The organism is Pontibacter sp. FD36, assembly GCF_015686655.1.
In the GTDB taxonomy this organism is placed as follows: domain Bacteria; phylum Bacteroidota; class Bacteroidia; order Cytophagales; family Hymenobacteraceae; genus Pontibacter.
This window is the reverse complement of record NZ_JADPMP010000002.1, coordinates 1-17,807: the sequence shown is the minus strand read 5'-3', so window position 1 is coordinate 17,807 and position 17,807 is coordinate 1. Positions and strand designations below refer to the sequence as shown.

Here is a 17,807-nt window from a genome sequence, read left to right as displayed (position 1 = left end):
CTTAATAATATCATAGTCTTGAAGCTGATCGACAAACTAGCCTGGATCGAAATCCAGGACGGTAAAATACTGAGCACCCGCAGCAAGGGCAGAACCAAATACTATTTTCCAGGTGGAAAGCGGGAATTGGGAGAAAGTGATTTTGAAGCTTTATCGAGGGAGATAAACGAAGAGCTCAGTATTTCCCTGATCGAGGACAGTACCCGATTCCTAGGTGTATTTCAGGCGCAGGCCGACAGCCATCCGGATGGGGTGCAGGTGCAAATGACCTGCTATACCGGCTCCTACACCGGCACCATCGCCGCGGCCAGTGAAATTGAAGAAGTAGTGTGGCTAACCTATCAGGACAGAGAGGCCGTATCACCCGTCGACCAGATCATCTTCGACTGGCTGAAAGAACGGAAGCTTATCCGGTAAGCTATACCAGTTTCTAAAACTTCCCTCCACACACAGCTTCCCTCCCACACTTCCCGTACATTTGCGGTATGCTGCAGGAGCTGAGACAATTTTTCAGGAGTACCGACTTTGTAAAAGCGCTGGTGATCACCTTTGGTGCCGCTGTGCCTGTTTCGCTGGGGCTATGGCTCGGGCAGGTGCCTTACTTTCTGAGCGTCGCGATGGGTGTGGTGCTGGCTTCGGGGAGTGATGTGCCGGGTAGCAGACAGCATAAAACCATCGGCATCCTCGTATCGGCTGCCATCGCCATGCTGGCCAGTATCGCCATTGGCCTGGCATCGGGCAGTCTATATCTATTACTGCCGGTACTGGCTGTGCTGGTGTTCGGCATCTCCTTTATTTCTGTGTATGGCTTCCGGGCTTCGCTGGTATCTTTTGCCGGACTGATGGCCATCGTGCTGAGCTTTATACACGCACACACAGGAGCCGATATTTTTATACACGGCCTGCTGCTGGGGGCTGGGGGCTTGTGGGCGCTGCTGCTTTCGCTTGTTTTCCATTCGCTGCTGCAAAGACGCCAAGCTGAGACGCTCCTGATCAACTGTTTGCGCCAGACGGCCCGCTACATCCATTTGCGCGGGAAACTCACAACGGAAAGCCCGGAACAGGAGGCGCTCCAGAAAGAACTCTACAACCTGCAGGTGAAGCTGAACGAGACGCACGAGGCCCTGCGCGAAGTGCTCCTGCACGAAAGGCAAAGCTCCGGCACTTCCAACTACAGCCGCAAGCAGCTTCTGATCTTTATCGAGTTGATCGACATCCTGGAATTATCGCTTGCCAACCCGGCCAATTATGAACGTGCCCGGGCACTGTTCGGGCAGTCCGTCAGGGTGCTGCTGCCTTTCATCAAGCTGGTCTTTGAGCTGTCGGCCAAGCTGGACGATCTGGCTGACAGTATGGAGCAGGGACATGCCCTTTCAGCGGAAAAAGACCTGGAGCCCCTGCTGCAGAAATGTAACGACAGCATCCGGCAGTACGTGGAAGAACTGAAACTGCCCCAGGCCCGCGAAGGTGCGCTTTTGCTACACAATTTGCTGGATTACGAGGAAAAGCTGCTGCAGAAAATCACCTCCATCGAGCGGGTATACCTGAACCTGGAAGAGCAGCAGAGTATTGGTTTGCAAAGCAGGGAGAGCCGGCAGTTTATCACCCAGCAGGATTACGATGTACGGATCCTGCGGGATAGCTTCTCACCGGAGTCGCCCATTTTTAAACATGCCGGCAGGTTGACTTTTGCGATGTTATTGGGCTACGTGCTGGGCATCATCTTCCCGATACAGAATGCTTACTGGATTCTGCTCACGATCGTGGTGATCATGCGGCCCGGCTATACCCTGACCAAGGAGCGGTCGAAACACAGGCTGTACGGTACCTTGCTGGGTGCCGTGATTGCGGGACTGGTAGTGCTCCTGGTGCAGAACGTATACCTGTATGGCGTGCTGGCCCTGGTGTCGCTGATCCTTTCCTTCGCTTTTATCCAGCGCAACTACCGCACCTCCTCTATTTTTGTGACCACCGGCGTCATCTTTATCTATGCCCTCATCACGCCGGATGCCTTCGACGCGATCCAGTTCCGGGTGATCGATACCCTGACCGGAGCAGCCATTGCCCTGGGGGCTATTTCTTTTCTGTGGCCTTCGTGGGAGTCGCTGAGCATTAAAGGCAACATTGTGAAGGCCCTTCACGCCAACCGCAGCTACCTGGCCGAGATAGATAGGTATAGCCAGCACACATCGCAGAATACCACGGACTACAAACTCGCCCGAAAAGAAGCCTTTCTGCAGATGGGCAACCTGAACGCGGCTTTCCAGCGGATGAGCCAGGAGCCGAAGTCCACGCAGCAGCAACTGATGGAGATTTACGAGATCGTCGGCCTGAACCATACCTTTCTGGCGGCTGCGGCTGCGCTGGGCACCTTTATCCGGGACAATAAGACAGAGGCCGCCTCGGAAGACCTGCACCTGATCATCAAATCGATAGACGCCAACCTGGCACAGGCCCTGCAAACCCTGCAGGAGGAGACACCACAGGCCGAAACGGTGGCCCGGGAAGAGTTGGTGGAGGCCTACGATCACCTGGAAGGCAGGTATAACGAGTTGGTAGCCATCCGTACCCGCGAACTGGCAGGAGCCACGTACAAGCCCATCGCCCCTGGTTTTCTGAAGAACCTGAAGGAGGCCCGCCTGATCTCGGATCAGTTGAAGTGGCTGCATACCATCTCCGGAAATCTGAAAAAAGCAGTATCGGAACTGGCCTGATCAGCATGGGCTAGCTGCTGCACCGCTGCAGATAGCTGCGGCATTTCAGATACATTTCCCTTATCTTGCGTTTAATTACGCTTAGCACAACATACTCCTATGTCCCACCAACCTCACTACTCTCCTATGGCCCGGCAGTTGTTCGGCCAGTTCCTGGACCAGGAAATAGATCGCGACACCCTGATCGGGCGTTTGCAGGAAATGGAACTGCAGCTGCAGGCGGATGCCGGGGATGAAAGCGAAGAAGACGATTTTGTAGTCCAGACGCTGCGCATCCGCATTTTTGGAGGTGATACAGCGGGCGTCAGCATCCGGGAGATAGAACAGGACCTGCAGGACCTCTCCCACCCCAACGCCCAGATCCTGATGCGGGGCATTGCCTTTGGTCTGGCAGAAGATGAGCTGGAGGTGCACTTCGAATAGAAAAATAACGTACCTTTAGCTATACCTTAACCTTATACCTATGGCAAAGTCACAAGACGCAAAAAAGGACGTAAAGAAAAAGCCAGCCAAAACTCCAAAGGAAAAGCAGGCGGCTAAACTTGAAAAGAAAAAGAAAAGCTACGATTAGCGTAAATGCCCTGCCCCAGCCGGCAGGTATAGCATACGAATTTTGGAAAAGCAGCAGCCCCAGCGGTTGCTGCTTTTTTTGTTTTGTTCCGGGTACGGGAGTCATTCTATGCACTTCATCAATCTTAACATCAGGTATATTATTATGTGATTTTATACCTGTAAGTGTCAGACAACCTGTATATTTGCGACTTTCTGATAACAGCCCATTTTTAGTACTTACCAGCCTATGAAGCAACTTTTACGCCTACTGCTCGGGATCATCCCGTGCCTTTTTCTTGCCTGCGACTACAGCCCTTCGGGGAGTCACTATGAAGATTTAAATCCAAATCCGGAGGTGGTTGCGGACATTACGCTGCACGAGCACCAGGACACCATCCTGATCCGTGGAAACAAAAATCTGCACTTCAGTGTGTCGCTGCCCGGCAGGGTTTATCATGGCTTTCAGCTCAAGCTCGGGAATCAGGTAATAGCGGAAGGAAACAATCCCGGAAGTGTGCTGTTTCGGTCAGCCCAGTATCGTGATGGCTATCATACCTTGAAGTTCTCGGCCGTAAGCAACTCCGGTACCGGTAGTCTGGCAGATAAACACGGTGCCGAGCTGCTCGAGATTAATCGCACCTGGGTCATCCTGATCGACAACGCTGGTCCATCGCCTGTTGCCATCACCAGCATAGTGCCAGTAAAAGGCCAGCTCAGAGTGGAATGGCAGCAGTACAAAAGGCCGGGCTTCCATAGGTATGAGCTATACAGGGTGCTCGGCGAAGGCGGACACGAACGGGTAGCCACGTTCCAGGAAATCACCTCCACCTCCTAGACAGACGATGTATACGTGGGCGGGCCAGTTCGCTATTATGTTAGCACTTTCACAGATGGTTTCTATAATGGAGCAGCTGGCCCTGTCATGCGCTATCATTATCCGATTGCACAAATCCTGAGCAGTTCTTTTAACGAGGCCAAAGACCTGATCGTAACTTTCAGCGCTACACCGTTTTACAAAAACTTTAAAGAGTACGTGCTGCAGGCGCCCGAAGGCCTCTATTACCAAAGTGCCGAAAGGACAGATACCGTTGTCACCTTCCCGAACCCCGGTTTTGGGAACGATTTTAACCTGAAGCTGGTCGCCTACCCACTCAATTATTATCCTAATGTGTATGAGCGGGAGATGTATTCGGAGGTGACGGTTGAAGGCTATGGTACTTCCTGGGGGCCGTTTGCACTACATGGGATGCTCCGGAGACCGCAGGTAAACAGAATTTATGCTTTGAGTAACTATGTGCTGAAAGCGATAGATGCCACCACACTGCAGGTACAGCACCAGCGGGAGATCCAGTACAATGGCTTTATGTACAACACCCATGTAGCGTCAGAAGACGGTCGTCATGTTTATGCGATCATCAATCAAAATATTCATAAGCTGAATCCTGCCAATCTCCAGACACTGGAAACTTTCCCGTTTGGGCAAGTGCTCCCCGGGGATGGCCACAGGTCGATAAGTCTGCAGGGCGTAAGCAACAGCAACAGGTTAGTCATTGCCAGTAACAATACCTGGAGTTACCGCGACTCGGTATTTGTTTTTGACATGGAGCAGAAAAAAATTCTGCAGCGAAAAAGCTCAAATGTGTTCCCGCGTCAGGTCACTATCAGCGCCAACGGCAAAGCATTGCGGATCAGCTCTGAATTATACAAAGAGCAGAACGACGGTAGCTGGCAGCTGCAGTCTGTACCGTCTCAGGAGGTTACCACGCTGGCGTTTCACCCCAGCAATCCCTGGTATTATGTGAAGCGGGGGCAGGGTATTTACTTCTATTCTATTGCCACTGACGCACTGGAGAAATCACTGCAAACGGAAACGGAGCTTTTTGAAACTGAGATAGATCCTGAATCGGGCAACCTGTTTGGCTATAACGGCAATATATTCTATGTCTACAACATCGCAAACGGGCAGCTTGTCCGGAAGCTGAAGCTCGCCAAAAATACCGGGGCCTTTGTTTTCAAGGAAAGAATATTTTCACCTGACCGCTACATCTCCCTATAAGCCATGCGAAAACTTAAAATAACACTGTTGGCCGTGCTCCTGCTGGCCGCAGGATCTGTAGCAGCACAGAAAAAGATATACCTGGAGCCAAGGCTGGGGCTGGGCACCTTCCGGATGAAATCGATGAAAGAGTTCCAGCAGACACTGATCTCACGATCGAACGTAAATGCGAAAGCCACCGATAGTTTCGGGCCATACTTTCAGTTGGGGCTTAATGCGGTAATGGATCTGGACGAGCAGACCCGGGTTGGCCTGTTTGTGGAGCGTAGTTCTACAGGTGGCCGTGTGGCCTACGAGGATTACTCCGGTGAGCTTCGCTACGACACCCCCGTAAACTACACGGCACTGGGCGCCATGCTGTATACCCACGAACCCATCCTCAACAGCCAGTTAAGCTTTGTGGCGGGTATAGAAGCCAGTGCTTTTATCAGCAGGCTCAGAATCGAAACCTACGGTCGCCTTTACAATGAATCCGATTCCAGCAGCGACACCTTTAGCTCCAAAGGCGTTGGTTTAAAACCTTTTATTGGGTTACAGTACCCAATCCTGACCATTCCTGCCCGTCTGACATTCGGTTACCTAGCCAGTGGCAGCCGTGCATTCCATGTACCTGGCGAACCGGACCAATACCTGGTGCGCAACAGTGACAACGATAAATTGGAACCTAGCTGGAACGGTATTCGCCTAAACCTATCCGTTTCTTTTCCGATCAGTCGGTAGACGCTCAACGGTGCTGCTCATACCTATTAGCCTGCAGGGTTTGCTGCAGTGCCTTGATCTCTTCAGTCGTTAAGGATGCAACCTTCCCGGTCTGCAGTGCCTCGTCGAGCTGCTCGTATGTACGGATTCCCAGCACCGCCGCACTGACAGCCGGTTGGTGCAAGGTATAGCGCACCGCCACTTCAGCTGCCGGGCGTTCTGAGCCAGCCACGGACTGTATCGCCTCAGCTGCCTGCTGCACCTCCTCCAGGGTATAGCCGAGGTAAGGCTTGGCGGGTTTTCCGGCCAGCAACCCCTGCGCCAGACTGCCACGAGCCAGCACCCCTATACCTTGCGACTGCAGCAGGTCCAGCACTTCTTCCTCGGGTCTGCGGTCGAGCAAACTGTACTGCAGCATCACGCTGGCAATATTGGAGCGCTTCACATACTCCCGTATCACATTGGGCCGGATAGAGGAAATGCCATAGTGCCGGATCTTGCCCTGTTGCTTGAGCAGTTCAAAGGCCTCGATGGTCTGGTCAATCGGATCGTCGATGGTGCCGCCATGCAGTTGGTACAGGTCAATGTAGTCAGTCTGCAAACGTCGGAGGCTTTCTTCCACCGCCTGCAGGATGTAGCTCTTTGTTGGATTCCAGTCCCAGCCACTCCCATCCGGTCGCCACTGGTTACCGACTTTCGTCGCGATGATCACCCGCTCTCGCATACCTGCAAAAGCCTTCCCCACTGTTTCCTCGTTTGTTCCCTTGTCATAGAGATCAGCCGTATCGAAGAAGTTTATCCCCTGCTCCAATGCCCGGTGCAGGAGTTTTGCATTGGCAGTATGGTCGCTGCCCAGCGACATGCATCCAAAGGCGATCTCACTGATGCGAAGGTCAGATTTTCCGAGTAGATTGTAGTTCATGGTAGTCGGGTTATGCATGGTTTATCTGCTATAGCGTGCTTTGGGGGAGAAGGTTGAGCTCTGGTTAAATAGTAACGTTGTGCATGATTCGGACAGGGCGCGACAAAAGAGAGAACTACATCTCCCCCAGCCCCTCTTGAGAGTAAGGTCGTTTCATTCCACAAAAACTTGTCCCAGTATCACTGTCATTCTGTTAAGAAACTTGGTTGTATGGGTAATAAGCCGCTGCTACTGGCGGGGGCGGGAGACCTCTTCACCAAGATCCCTACGGGATGACAAAAAAGCAGAATGAAAAGCACTACACCCAGAGGGGGATTGGGAATGATTGACATCCCCCTGCCCCCTTCGAAGGGGGACTTGAGTAACTGCCAGTTCGAAGGTATAAGTATCGTACATAAAGTGGTTCTATTGCTATACCGAGTCCAACCACCCCTGCCCCTCCTTATCCTTTAAGAGGGCCCCTACCCCCAGGCGGGGGGCTTCTGCTACTGACAATTCAAAGGTATAAGTCTTGTAGCATCTGTCACGTAACACTGGCAGGTATAGCAAGACTAACTCGCACGCTGGCAATGAAAAAGACCACAGTGCCAGGTGCGCAAAATGACTCCCCACTGTTCGAGCGTTCAGCGAGTTTGGGGAGTCTTGACCTTTTTGCTTACTTTTTGTGTCAAGACAAAAAGTAAGGCCCGCCCGGCCAGGGCATACCCTGCCCGCCGCACAGGCGAAAAAGCATCCCACCCGGCCAAGGCACCCTATGCAACAAGACACCAGCTATACCTAAAAACCGATTATACCTTATACCAAATAGAAGCCCTCACTACAGACAACACTTACACAATACACCACTACCACCACATTCTTAAACATAGGAAACAACTAATTTTCCAGAATAAAACGTAAGTTTATACCTCCAACACAAACACGAAACCTAACATGAGCCAAATCACGATCAACAGCCTCGAAGAACTGGAATCATACCAGGGCAAGGAACTGGGCGTATCCGATTACCACACCATCACGCAGGAGCAGATCAAAAACTTTGCTGATGCGACCCTCGATCACCAGTGGATCCACCTCGACGAGAACCGCGCGACCATCGAAACGCCATTCAGATCAACCATCGCGCACGGTTACCTCACGGTGTCGCTGCTGCCATACCTGTGGGGCCAGATCGTAAAAATCGGGAATGTGAAGATGCAGGTAAACTACGAGATCGAAAGTCTGCGCTTCAACCAGGCAGTAGCCGTAAACAGCCGGGTACGCCTGCGCGCCAAAATGCTTTCGGTTAAAAACCTGCGCGGCATCGCCAAAACACAGATCGAAGTTACCCTCGAAATCGAGAACAGCCGTAAACCGGCTTATAATGGGATCGTGACGTTCCTGTATCATTTTAACGACTAACCGGCCTTTCAGCAGGCCATCCAGACAAACAGCTTATGAGTCAGTTCGCAGTAGAAAAGCTCCGCGCAGCCTTCCCAGCCTTACAGGAAGCAGGTGGTAAAAAACCGTTCATCTATTTCGACGGCCCTGGCGGCACCCAGATGGCGCAGCAGTCCATTGATGGCATGATGGCCTATATCACGGGTGGTATGGCCAACCTGCACGGTGCCTTCCCGACCAGTGTGAGCACCGACAACCTGCTGCTGGAAGGTCGTAAAGCGGTAGCGGATTTGCTGCACTGCGCTCCCGAGGAAGTGGCTTTCGGGCAGAACATGACGACCCTGGCTTTCAGCGTCGCCCGTAGTCTGGGCAGTTTTATCTCTTCCGATGACGAAGTGGTCGTGACTGAGATGGACCACCGCGCCAACGTAGATCCCTGGGTGACGCTGGCCAAGGACAAAGGCGCTACAGTTCGGTTTATAGAACTGAATCAGGATATCTATACCCTGAATCTGGATAAGCTGGAAGAGCTGATCACCGAGAAGACAAAACTGGTGGCAGTGGGCATGTCGTCGAACGTGACGGGTACTGTGACGAATGTAAGGCGGGTGATTGCCAGAGCAAAGGAAGTAAATGCGATCGTGGTGGTTGATGCCGTGCATGCCGCGCCGCACCTGCCCATCGACTTTCAGGAACTGGGCTGCGACATCCTGTTTTGTTCTGCCTACAAGTTTTTCGGTCCGCACATCGGCATTGCTGTGATCGCTGCTTCGCTGTTTGAGAAACTGCAGGTATACAAGCTGGCCCCTGCCCCACAGCAGATACCAGACAAGCTCGAGACGGGCACGCAAAACCACGAAGCGATTGCAGGTCTGATCGGTGCCATTACATTTATAGAGCAATTGGGCGAAGGAGATAGCCGACGAGCGCGAATTGCATCAGGTATGCAGCGCGTTGAGGAGCACGAGCAGGGGTTGACTGCTCGGCTTGACGGTTTTCTGCGCCAGACACCGGAACTGAAGTTGTACCGTGCAGCAGCAGGTATATACAAAACCCCAACTTTTGCTTTCACAATCCCCGGCATAAAAGCCCGCGAAGTAACCAGCTGGTTTGCCGAGCACTACAACATGTGCATCGCCGATGGCCATTTTTACGCCTCGACTATGGCCGAAAAACTCGGTGTAAATCCAATGGGCGGTTGGGTGCGCATCGGGCTGGCACCTTATAATACCATGGAGGAAGTGGCGCTGTTTGAGCAGGGCTTGCAGGAGTTTATTCAAACGAAAGTGAAGAGATAAATTTACCCTTACTTCACTTCGAAAGAGCTCTCATTAATCCCCAGCTTATTCTTGGAGTGCAGCTCCACCGGAAAGCCCCACAGGTAGCGCAGATGCGCCATTGTCTGACGGGCGCTCTTGGTCTCGAGCTTGCGATCCTTCTGCATGTAGTGCGTCAGGTATAGCTTGCTGGTCTGGTGGCGATCTACGCGGGTAACCTGGATGTTGGGGATGTAGCTGGAGCGGTCGTACTGTGAGGCAAGCTGCTCCCGCACCCGACGGTAGCCGCGTTCGTTGTGGATGGCCCCGATCTGGAACTCCGACTCTCCTTCGTTGTCGATGATCGTAAAGAGCTTCATGTCGCGGATCACCTTCGGGGAGAGGTATTGCAGAATAAAACTATCATCCCGGAAATTCTCCATCACATACAGCACCTGCTCCAGCCAGTCCTTGCCGATCAGGTCGGGGAACCAGGCCTGATCCTCTTCGGTCGGCTCCTGGCAGATGCGTTTGATGTCCATGAAAATGTTGAAGCCCAGGGTATAGGGATTGAGCCCAGAATAAAACTTGCTGTTGTACTCCGGCTGAAAGAGCACACTGCTGTGGCTTTTGATGAACTCCAACATGAAACCATCGTTGAGATAGCCCTCTTCGAACATCTTGTTGATGATGTGGTAGTGCACGAAGGTGGCAAAGCCCTCGTTCATGACCTTGGTAGCTCCCTGCGGGTAGAAGTACTGCGACACTTTGCGGACAATGCGCACGATCTCACGCTTCCATTGTGGCATGGCGGGGGCATACTTCTCTATAAAGTACAGGATATTCTCTTCGGGTTCTTTCGGAAAGCGGCCTTCTTCTGAAGTGAGTAAATCTGGTTCATCAGTTCCCTGGGGCAAGGTACGCCAGAGCTCGTTGTAGTTTTCGTGTCGGATGGCAGTGAGTTTCTTCAGGCGCTCGTTCTCCTCCAGCGCCGATAGTTTAGTAGGCTTCTTATACTTGTCTACGCCATAGTTCATCAGCGCATGTGCTGCATCGAGTACTCGCTCCACTTCCTCCTCTCCATACTCTTCCTCACACTTCAGGATATACTCCCGCGCAAAGGCCATGTAGTCTACGATAGAGTCGGCTGAGGTCCAGTCGAGGAACATGTAGTTGTTCGCGAAAAAAGCATTGTGGCCCTGGCAGGCATGGGCAATCACGAGCAGCATCATGCAGGTGGAGTTGTTCTCCATGTTGTAGCTGATGCAGGGGTTGGAGTTAATCACCAGCTCGTACGAAAGCCCCATGCGGCCCTTGGTATAGTTGTTCTGGTTCAGCACGAAGTCCTTGCCAAACTTCCAGTGCGGGTAAGAGGTAGGCAATCCCGTGAGCGCATAGGCATCGAGCATCTGCTCCGAGGTCACCACCTCAATCTGATTCGGGTAGGTCTTCAGCTTGAGGTACTCCTTCCCTATCCGGCTGATCACCTCATCGGCCGCCTGCAGCGTTTCATAATCCCAGTTCGGATCACAAAACATCGCCCGGTATTTCTCTTTTTCTGTCATGGATCTTTTTATAGGGCCCCTTCCCCAAGAATTTACAGGATTTTAGGATTTTCAGGATTTCTGGAGAGAAAATTCACTCGACTATTTAAATTCAAAATATCTACTCTTTCGGATTTGCAGTGCAAAAGCGCGTTGGAGAGTAGGTTCAATTTTTGAGATTCGCAGTATTTCAGATTTCTCATTGCATTCGAAATGACACAGAAACCCTAAAAGTCCTTAAAAGTTAATTTCGTGCAATCTGAATCCTGTAAATCCTTTAATCCTGTAAATCCTGATTCAGACGGCACTCCGCTTTCGGAATAACCCCTGGAAAACAGGCCAGATCTCGAAGGGTTCGTATACCTGCCGGATCGAGAAAGAGTCATCATCGCTGATGCGGCTGTAGGCTTGCCATAGGTCACTCTCGCGCGGATTGTTGCTGATCTCGATGTAGGCCATGTACTGGATGGAAGGCAGAATATCCTCGAGCAAAAGTCGCTTACACTCGGTGGCATCCTGCTTCGACCACACATCCCCGTCAGAGGCCTGGCAGCAGTACACATTCCAACTGTCGTCGTAGCGCGTGCGCATAATCTGCTCCATCAGTTTAAGAGATGGAGCCACCACGGTTCCCCCACTCTCCCGCGAGTTGAAAAACTCATCTTCGTTCACCTCCTTGGCCTCGGTATGGTGCCGGATAAAGACCAGCTCCACGTTCTTGTACTGCCGAGTGAGGAAGATATAGAGCAAGGTGAAAAAGCGCTTGGCAATGTCCTTTTCATGCTGACCCATCGAAGCCGACACGTCCATGATGCAGAACATCACAGCTGAAGTAACAGGTATAGGCACCCGCTCAAAATTGTTATAGCGCAGGTCGATGTCCTCGAAAAAAGGCAAGGTATTGGCCTGTCGCCGTACCTTCTCAACCTCTTCAGCAAGGGCGGCCTTCTCTGCGGGGTCGGTCGCCAGCGACAGCTGCTCCTCCAGCAGCGCCAACTTCTTGTCCAGTACGCCCTTAAGGGCCAGTCGACGCCCAAGCGACTGTTGGTAGCTGGACTTGATGTTGAGGCGCGAAGGAACGCTGTCGCGGGTATAACCGGCTCGTCGCATCTCAAAATTCTCGGTGCTGTCCATCAGTTTCTTCACCATGTTGGGCAGCGCCAGGTCATCAAAAAAGTACTTCAGAAACTCCTCCCGTGATAACACCACGGTAAACTCGTCCTCGGTCACCTCCGGACTGTTAGAGCCCTTGCCCCGTCCACTGCCCGAGCCGGCTCCTCCCCCCTTGGGTTTGGGCACGCGGTCGCCTTCCCTATACTTATCGTTGCCGGGCCGCACGGTCTGCTTTTTACCGGTTTTGGGATCATGGTGGAAAGTCGGCTCCTCGAGTCCGCGCACAGGCACCTTCACACTACCGCCGGTACTGCTGTCCTTGATGCTCTCCTGCGAGATGATGTCAGGTATAGCCTTCTTGATCTGGCTCTCCACCCGCTTCAGAAACTTCTGCCGGTTGCCAGTAGACTTCCCCTTGTCATTCTTCCGTCTGTCGATGATGTGGCTCATGCTTCCCTCCTATGCCATTGTCTTGCGCACGCGCATGAACCAGTCTACCAGGATGCGGATCTGCTTGTCGGTGTAGCCGCGGTCGCGCATGCGACGGGTGAAGTCGCGGTGCTTCTTCTCGTCTTCCTCGTTTGTCTTGACATTGAAGGATACCACCGGCAGCAGGTCTTCGGTGTTGGTGAATATCTTCTTCTCGATCACATTCTTGATCTTCTCATAAGAATCCCAACGTGGGCTCTTACCGCCGTGGTTGGCTTTGTGACGCAAAAAGAAGTTCGTTACCTCAGAGCGGAAGTCTTTCGGGTTGGCTATACCTGCGGGCTTCTCAATTTTCTCCAGTTCATCGTTCAGAATGCTACGGTCGAAGATCTCGCCTGAGTCCGGATCGCGATAGTCGTTATTCTGCATCCAGTGATCAGCGTACACCACATACTTCTCGAAAATGTTCTGCCCATAGGAGCTGTAGGATTCGATGTAGGCCTTCTGGATTTCGTCAGATATAAACTCGGCATACTTGCTGGCCAGTACCGATTTGATAAGGTGTAAATACTTGCTCTCTGTCTCCGGCGGCAGCATCATCTTGATCACCTCCTGCTCCAACACATAGAGTAAGTGCACCGGGTTGGCAGCAATCTCTTCGCTGTCGAAGTTGAACACCTTGGACAGGATCTTGAACGCAAATCGGGTCGATATACCCTGCATACCTTCGTTGATGCCGGCATCGTCGCGGTACTCCTGTATGGACTTGGCATTCGGGTCAGTTTCGCGCAGTGTCTCGCCGTTGTAAACCCGCATCTTGGAGTAGATGCTGGAGTTCTCCGGCTCCTTCAGGCGCGACATCACAGAAAACTCAGCCAGTAGCTCGATCGTCTTTGGTGCGCATGGCGCTTCCTTCAGAGAACTTTCACGGATCAGCTTTTCGTAGATCTTGATCTCTTCGCTCACGCGCAGGCAGTAAGGAACCTGCACTTTGTAAATGCGGTCGAGGAAGGCTTCGTTCTTTTTATCGTTGAGGAATTTGGCCCACTCTGACTCGTTGGAGTGCGCCAGAATGATGCCGTCGAAAGGTATAGCGCCGATGGGTTCGGTGCCTTTGTAGTTCTTCTCCTGGGTAGCCGTGAGCAGCGGGTTCAGCACCTTGATCGGCGCTTTGAACATCTCCACAAATTCCAGCAAACCCTGGTTGGCAAGGCAAAGTCCACCGGTATAAGAATAAGCATCCGGGTCGCTTTGCTGGTACTCCGCCAGTTTCCGGATGTCCACTTTACCTACCAATGTTGAGATATCCTGGTTGTTTTCGTCGCCTGGCTCCGTTTTAGAAATAGCAATCTGCTCCTGTATGGAAGGAAACAGCCGAACTACTTTAAAGCGATTGATGTCGCCGTCGAACTCCCGCAGTCGCTTGGAGGCCCAGGGACTCATGCAGCCCGGAATGTAGCGGGCAGGTATACCATACTCCTCTTCCAACTCTTCGGCATAGTCGGCAAACAGCCCCAGCGGACTCTCAAATACCGGGCTGATCTGCTCACCGGCTTTGAGCACGTAGATGGGGTGCTGTTGCATGAGGTGCTTCAGCTTTTCAGCCAGGGAGCTTTTACCGCCCCCAACCGGACCCATCAGGTATAAGATCTGCTTCTTTTCCTCCAAGCCCTGCGCTGAGTGGCGGAAGTACGACACGATCTGCTCGATGGTGCTTTCCATCCCGTAGAAATCGCGGAAGGCGGGGTAGATCTTGATTTTTTTGTTGGAGAAGATGCGGCTCAGTTTAGGGTCCTGACGCGTATCGAGCATCTCGGGCTCCCCGATGGCATCGAGAATACGCTCAGCGGGCTTGGCGTACATTTTGGGGTCTTTCCGGCACTCCTCAAGATAGGCAGCTACTGTCATCTCGTTCATGGAGGCACTGTAATTGGTCTTGATCTTTTCTAAAATATTCATAGGGCGTATTTTTAGAGAATCATTTATACCTGAGAGCAATAAGCAGTGGCACCGAAAAGAAGAGCCCGTTTACTGCCTGTCAGCTGAATGTGTCATCATTTGAGTATGTTATGGTCTGCATCCCTTAAAAGAATGCCACTTTGCTTGTTTGTATATCCGGTACCCGCGCATCGGCCAGGCCTTTGATATTATGAGGCTATGTGCTTATGCACAGGTATGCGGGCAGGAAATGCGTACACGTACGCATGAAGCAGGGCGCTGCTTTCCGTTGCCCGGAACAGGGGAAGAGTGGCTTGGCGACAAAATGGGCTGTCCCCTGTGCCCTATGTTATGTTATACGAAGAATTTTACCTCCTTGCGGTTAGGTGCGGCCCCTCTTTATTTGCAGAACAGCACACTTTCATTTTAAATTCAAAATCGGTAATATTTTATAACTTCACATCTATACGTATTTTGTACAAATTTGTCTATCCCTATACCTGTTGTTGCAGGCCAGGCATGGCAGAACAATACAACACCTATGCACGAAGAACACCTGAACCCACGCCAGATGCCGCTTTTCCAGAAGGGACGCGAGATCTATGACCTGACACAAAAAATCAGTGACCTTATACCTGAAGATGACCGCCGCCTAGCCAGCAGTAAAGCTTTTATGCTGGAGGATGCCGCTATGCTGAGCGTAAAAGTGGCAGGCGCTGAGGGTACTGACCTGTATGATATCCGGATGGAATGCGCTACCCTGATCCGTAAAGCAGCCCGCGACCTGCAGAACCACTGCAACACGCTGACCATGTTTGGCTTTGAACACATTCACTATCTGCACCTAATCAAAGAAGCGCTGGAGGAGTACCGCCTGCTATTTATAGAATGGGTGAAAACCTTTGACGCCTGGAACTATGCCGTGGACCGTTGGGGCCTGTTCAACCCGCCCGGTGTACAGCCTGATGACCCGGATCCGGATGGGGGACTGGACGGCTTTTAGGAAGTGCATGCAGCCATATGGCACAGGAATGAGTATAAACCAAAAAAGAGGGCGATCATGAAGCAGGAAATGGAAAGCTGGGATGAAGCGAGGTATATAGAACTGAATACCTATTTCAGAATAAAAATACAGGGCATGGTTGACTCTGACCCTTACATCCGGGAACTTCAGAAAGCGGAAGGTGGTCTGCAGTTGGGAGACCTGATCGACCGGATGTCAGAAAGTGACCAGGAACTGTGGGCGGAGTTTATAAGACTGGACCGCATCAAGCTGCACCTCGATATGCAAAACCACCTGGAAGGCCGGGGCACTCCCTATACACCGCGCTACGGTTTTGGCGGATCATCTGAGGAGGAAGACAATTCCAGTCCCTGGTAATGAAAATGGCGGAAGATATATAAGATAACGTACAAATGAGCCAAACTTTTTACCGGATTGTCGTTTATACAATGGTTAGTATGGTCTGCGGGTTAAAACATTGTTAATTTACCATATATCCCGTTATTCCATTTCATTTTAATTACATTTTTACATAATTTCGCTTCGATAAGAGACTATTCACGGACACATAAAAAATACAGGCATGTCAGAACACGCTGAAATAATTTTAGAGGGGAAGTCCTACAAGTTCCCGGTTGTAACTGGTACTGAGAATGAGAAAGCAATTGATATAGCTGCTTTGCGCTCGGAGTCAGGCTACATCACCCTGGACTCAGGTTATAAAAATACAGGTGCTACCAAGAGTGCGATCACTTTCCTTGATGGAGAGCAGGGCATTCTGCACTACAGAGGTTATCCGATTGAGCAACTGGCTGAGAAGTCAAACTTCATTGAAGTGGCTTACCTGCTGATCTACGGTGCCCTGCCAACAAAGCAGGAACTCGATGATTTCAGCGGCAAGATCAAGATGCACACCCTCGTGAACGAGGACATGCGCAAAATACTAGACGGCTTCCCGTCTGCAGCGCACCCGATGGGCATCCTGTCTGCTATGATCAGCTCCCTGACAGCTTTTTATCCGGAGTCACTTAACCCGAACCAGACAAAAGAGGAGATGGATCTTTCTATCATCCGTTTGATGGCTAAGATTTCTACAATAGCTGCATGGTCTTACAAAAATTCTGTAGGTCATCCGGTGAACTACCCTAAGAACAAGCTGGACTACTGCTCTAACTTCCTGCACATGATGTTCGCCTTCCCTACGGAAGATTACGAAATCAACCCTGTGGTAGTGGATGCGATCAACAAGCTGCTTATCCTACATGCTGACCATGAGCAGAACTGCTCTACATCTACTGTGCGTCTGGTAGGTTCAGCTAATGCAAGCTTGTACTCTTCTGTATCTGCCGGTATCAGTGCCCTGTGGGGTCCGCTGCACGGTGGTGCCAACCAAGCTGTAATTGAGATGCTCGAAGCCATTAAGGCTGACGGAGGCGACTCGAAAAAATACATTGCGAAAGCTAAAGACAAAGACGATCCTTTCCGTCTGATGGGCTTCGGTCACCGTGTGTACAAAAACTTCGACCCACGTGCCCGCATCATCAAGAAAGCGGCTGACGAAGTATTGACTGCCCTTGGCATCAATGACCCGATCCTGACCATTGCGATGGAACTGGAAGAAGCTGCCCTGAACGATCCGTATTTCGTAGAGCGTAAGCTGTACCCTAACGTAGACTTCTACTCAGGCATTATCTACCGTGCGCTTGGTATCCCAACCGACATGTTTACGGTGATGTTCGCCCTGGGCCGTCTGCCAGGTTGGATCGCACAGTGGAAAGAGATGCGCGAGCAGAAAGAGCCGATTGGCCGTCCGCGTCAGATCTACACTGGTGAAACAGAGCGTAACTATGTAGATATCGAGAATAGATAATTTCGTAGTGATACAATAAGAGAACGGCCCGTTACATCAAAGTAACGGGCCGTTTTGTTTTATGGCTTGTGCTAGTTAAGCGATTATGGCGCGAGCGTCGACACTCGTGTCTACTATGGTGGGGCCTCTGGCCCAAGTATAGGTATAGGTATAGGTATAGCAGTGGCTGTTGCAGGTATAGCAACCTGATTTGTTTCATAGCTTCGCCTGTGCGGCGGGCACCTTATGCCCTGGCTGGGCGGGCCTTACTTTTTTCCTTGATGAAAAAAGTAAGCAAAAAAATCAAGACGCTCCAAACTCGCTGAACGCTCAAACAGTGGAGCGCCGAAAA

General features: G+C 51.5%; 15 protein-coding genes. 11 read left to right on the top strand and 4 right to left on the bottom strand.

Annotation, left to right across the window (positions count from 1 at the left end; all coding sequences use genetic code 11):
- Window positions 1-18 precede the first annotated feature (18 nt).
- The 6 genes from I0P70_RS02535 (at window position 19) to I0P70_RS02510 (ending at window position 6,042) form a co-directional block, all read left to right on the top strand.
- On the top strand, window positions 19-417 hold the full coding sequence (locus I0P70_RS02535; protein ID WP_196114636.1) for an NUDIX domain-containing protein: 399 nt from the start codon (window positions 19-21) through the stop codon (window positions 415-417).
- Window positions 418-485: 68 nt separating this feature from the next.
- Complete coding sequence (locus tag I0P70_RS02530) at window positions 486-2,714, top strand: FUSC family membrane protein (RefSeq protein WP_196114635.1); 2,229 nt, start codon at window positions 486-488, stop codon at window positions 2,712-2,714.
- Window positions 2,715-2,813: 99 nt separating this feature from the next.
- Entirely contained in the window at window positions 2,814-3,137 is a 324-nt protein-coding gene (locus I0P70_RS02525) for a hypothetical protein (protein WP_230391952.1), read from the top strand.
- A gap of 376 nt (window positions 3,138-3,513) precedes the next feature.
- Complete coding sequence (locus tag I0P70_RS02520) at window positions 3,514-4,101, top strand: hypothetical protein (protein ID WP_196114634.1); 588 nt, start codon at window positions 3,514-3,516, stop codon at window positions 4,099-4,101.
- An 87-nt stretch (window positions 4,102-4,188) separates the two neighbouring features.
- Window positions 4,189-5,322, top strand: a complete 1,134-nt coding sequence (locus I0P70_RS02515; protein WP_196114633.1) for a YncE family protein — start codon at window positions 4,189-4,191, stop codon at window positions 5,320-5,322.
- 3 nt (window positions 5,323-5,325) lie between these two features.
- Window positions 5,326-6,042: a hypothetical protein gene (locus tag I0P70_RS02510; RefSeq protein ID WP_230391951.1), complete on the top strand. Its 717-nt coding sequence runs from the start codon at window positions 5,326-5,328 to the stop codon at window positions 6,040-6,042.
- Window positions 6,043-6,046: 4 nt separating this feature from the next.
- On the opposite strand, the gene I0P70_RS02505 is transcribed toward I0P70_RS02510, so the two are convergent.
- On the bottom strand, window positions 6,047-6,943 hold the full coding sequence (locus I0P70_RS02505; protein WP_196114632.1) for an aldo/keto reductase: 897 nt from the start codon (window positions 6,941-6,943) through the stop codon (window positions 6,047-6,049).
- A 933-nt stretch (window positions 6,944-7,876) separates the two neighbouring features.
- On the opposite strand from I0P70_RS02505, the gene I0P70_RS02500 reads away from it, so the two are divergent.
- Together I0P70_RS02500 and I0P70_RS02495 are read left to right on the top strand one after the other, a co-directional pair.
- Window positions 7,877-8,344: a MaoC family dehydratase gene (locus I0P70_RS02500; RefSeq protein WP_196114631.1), complete on the top strand. Its 468-nt coding sequence runs from the start codon at window positions 7,877-7,879 to the stop codon at window positions 8,342-8,344.
- A 35-nt stretch (window positions 8,345-8,379) separates the two neighbouring features.
- Window positions 8,380-9,621, top strand: coding sequence for a cysteine desulfurase-like protein (locus I0P70_RS02495; RefSeq protein WP_196114630.1), 1,242 nt, complete (start codon window positions 8,380-8,382; stop codon window positions 9,619-9,621).
- An 8-nt stretch (window positions 9,622-9,629) separates the two neighbouring features.
- Here the strand turns inward: I0P70_RS02495 and I0P70_RS02490 are convergent, their stop codons facing one another.
- From I0P70_RS02490 to I0P70_RS02480, 3 genes are all read right to left on the bottom strand, one after another.
- Complete coding sequence (locus I0P70_RS02490; protein ID WP_196114629.1) at window positions 9,630-11,144, bottom strand: SpoVR family protein; 1,515 nt, start codon at window positions 11,142-11,144, stop codon at window positions 9,630-9,632.
- A 276-nt stretch (window positions 11,145-11,420) separates the two neighbouring features.
- Window positions 11,421-12,686 carry a YeaH/YhbH family protein gene (locus I0P70_RS02485; RefSeq protein WP_196114628.1) on the bottom strand — a complete coding sequence of 422 codons (1,266 nt, stop codon included), beginning with the start codon at window positions 12,684-12,686 and terminating at the stop codon, window positions 11,421-11,423.
- Between the two features lie 9 nt (window positions 12,687-12,695).
- Window positions 12,696-14,624 (bottom strand): PrkA family serine protein kinase, encoded by a 1,929-nt coding sequence (locus I0P70_RS02480; RefSeq protein ID WP_196114627.1) that lies wholly within the window; start codon window positions 14,622-14,624, stop codon window positions 12,696-12,698.
- Between the two features lie 520 nt (window positions 14,625-15,144).
- Between I0P70_RS02480 and I0P70_RS02475 the strand changes: the two genes are divergently transcribed.
- From I0P70_RS02475 to I0P70_RS02465, 3 genes are all read left to right on the top strand, one after another.
- Window positions 15,145-15,606 carry a hypothetical protein gene (locus tag I0P70_RS02475; RefSeq protein ID WP_196114626.1) on the top strand — a complete coding sequence of 154 codons (462 nt, stop codon included), beginning with the start codon at window positions 15,145-15,147 and terminating at the stop codon, window positions 15,604-15,606.
- A 57-nt stretch (window positions 15,607-15,663) separates the two neighbouring features.
- On the top strand, window positions 15,664-15,984 hold the full coding sequence (locus I0P70_RS02470) for a hypothetical protein (RefSeq protein ID WP_196114625.1): 321 nt from the start codon (window positions 15,664-15,666) through the stop codon (window positions 15,982-15,984).
- 205 nt (window positions 15,985-16,189) lie between these two features.
- Window positions 16,190-17,476: a citrate synthase gene (locus I0P70_RS02465; RefSeq protein WP_007658151.1), complete on the top strand. Its 1,287-nt coding sequence runs from the start codon at window positions 16,190-16,192 to the stop codon at window positions 17,474-17,476.
- Window positions 17,477-17,807: the final 331 nt, after the last annotated feature.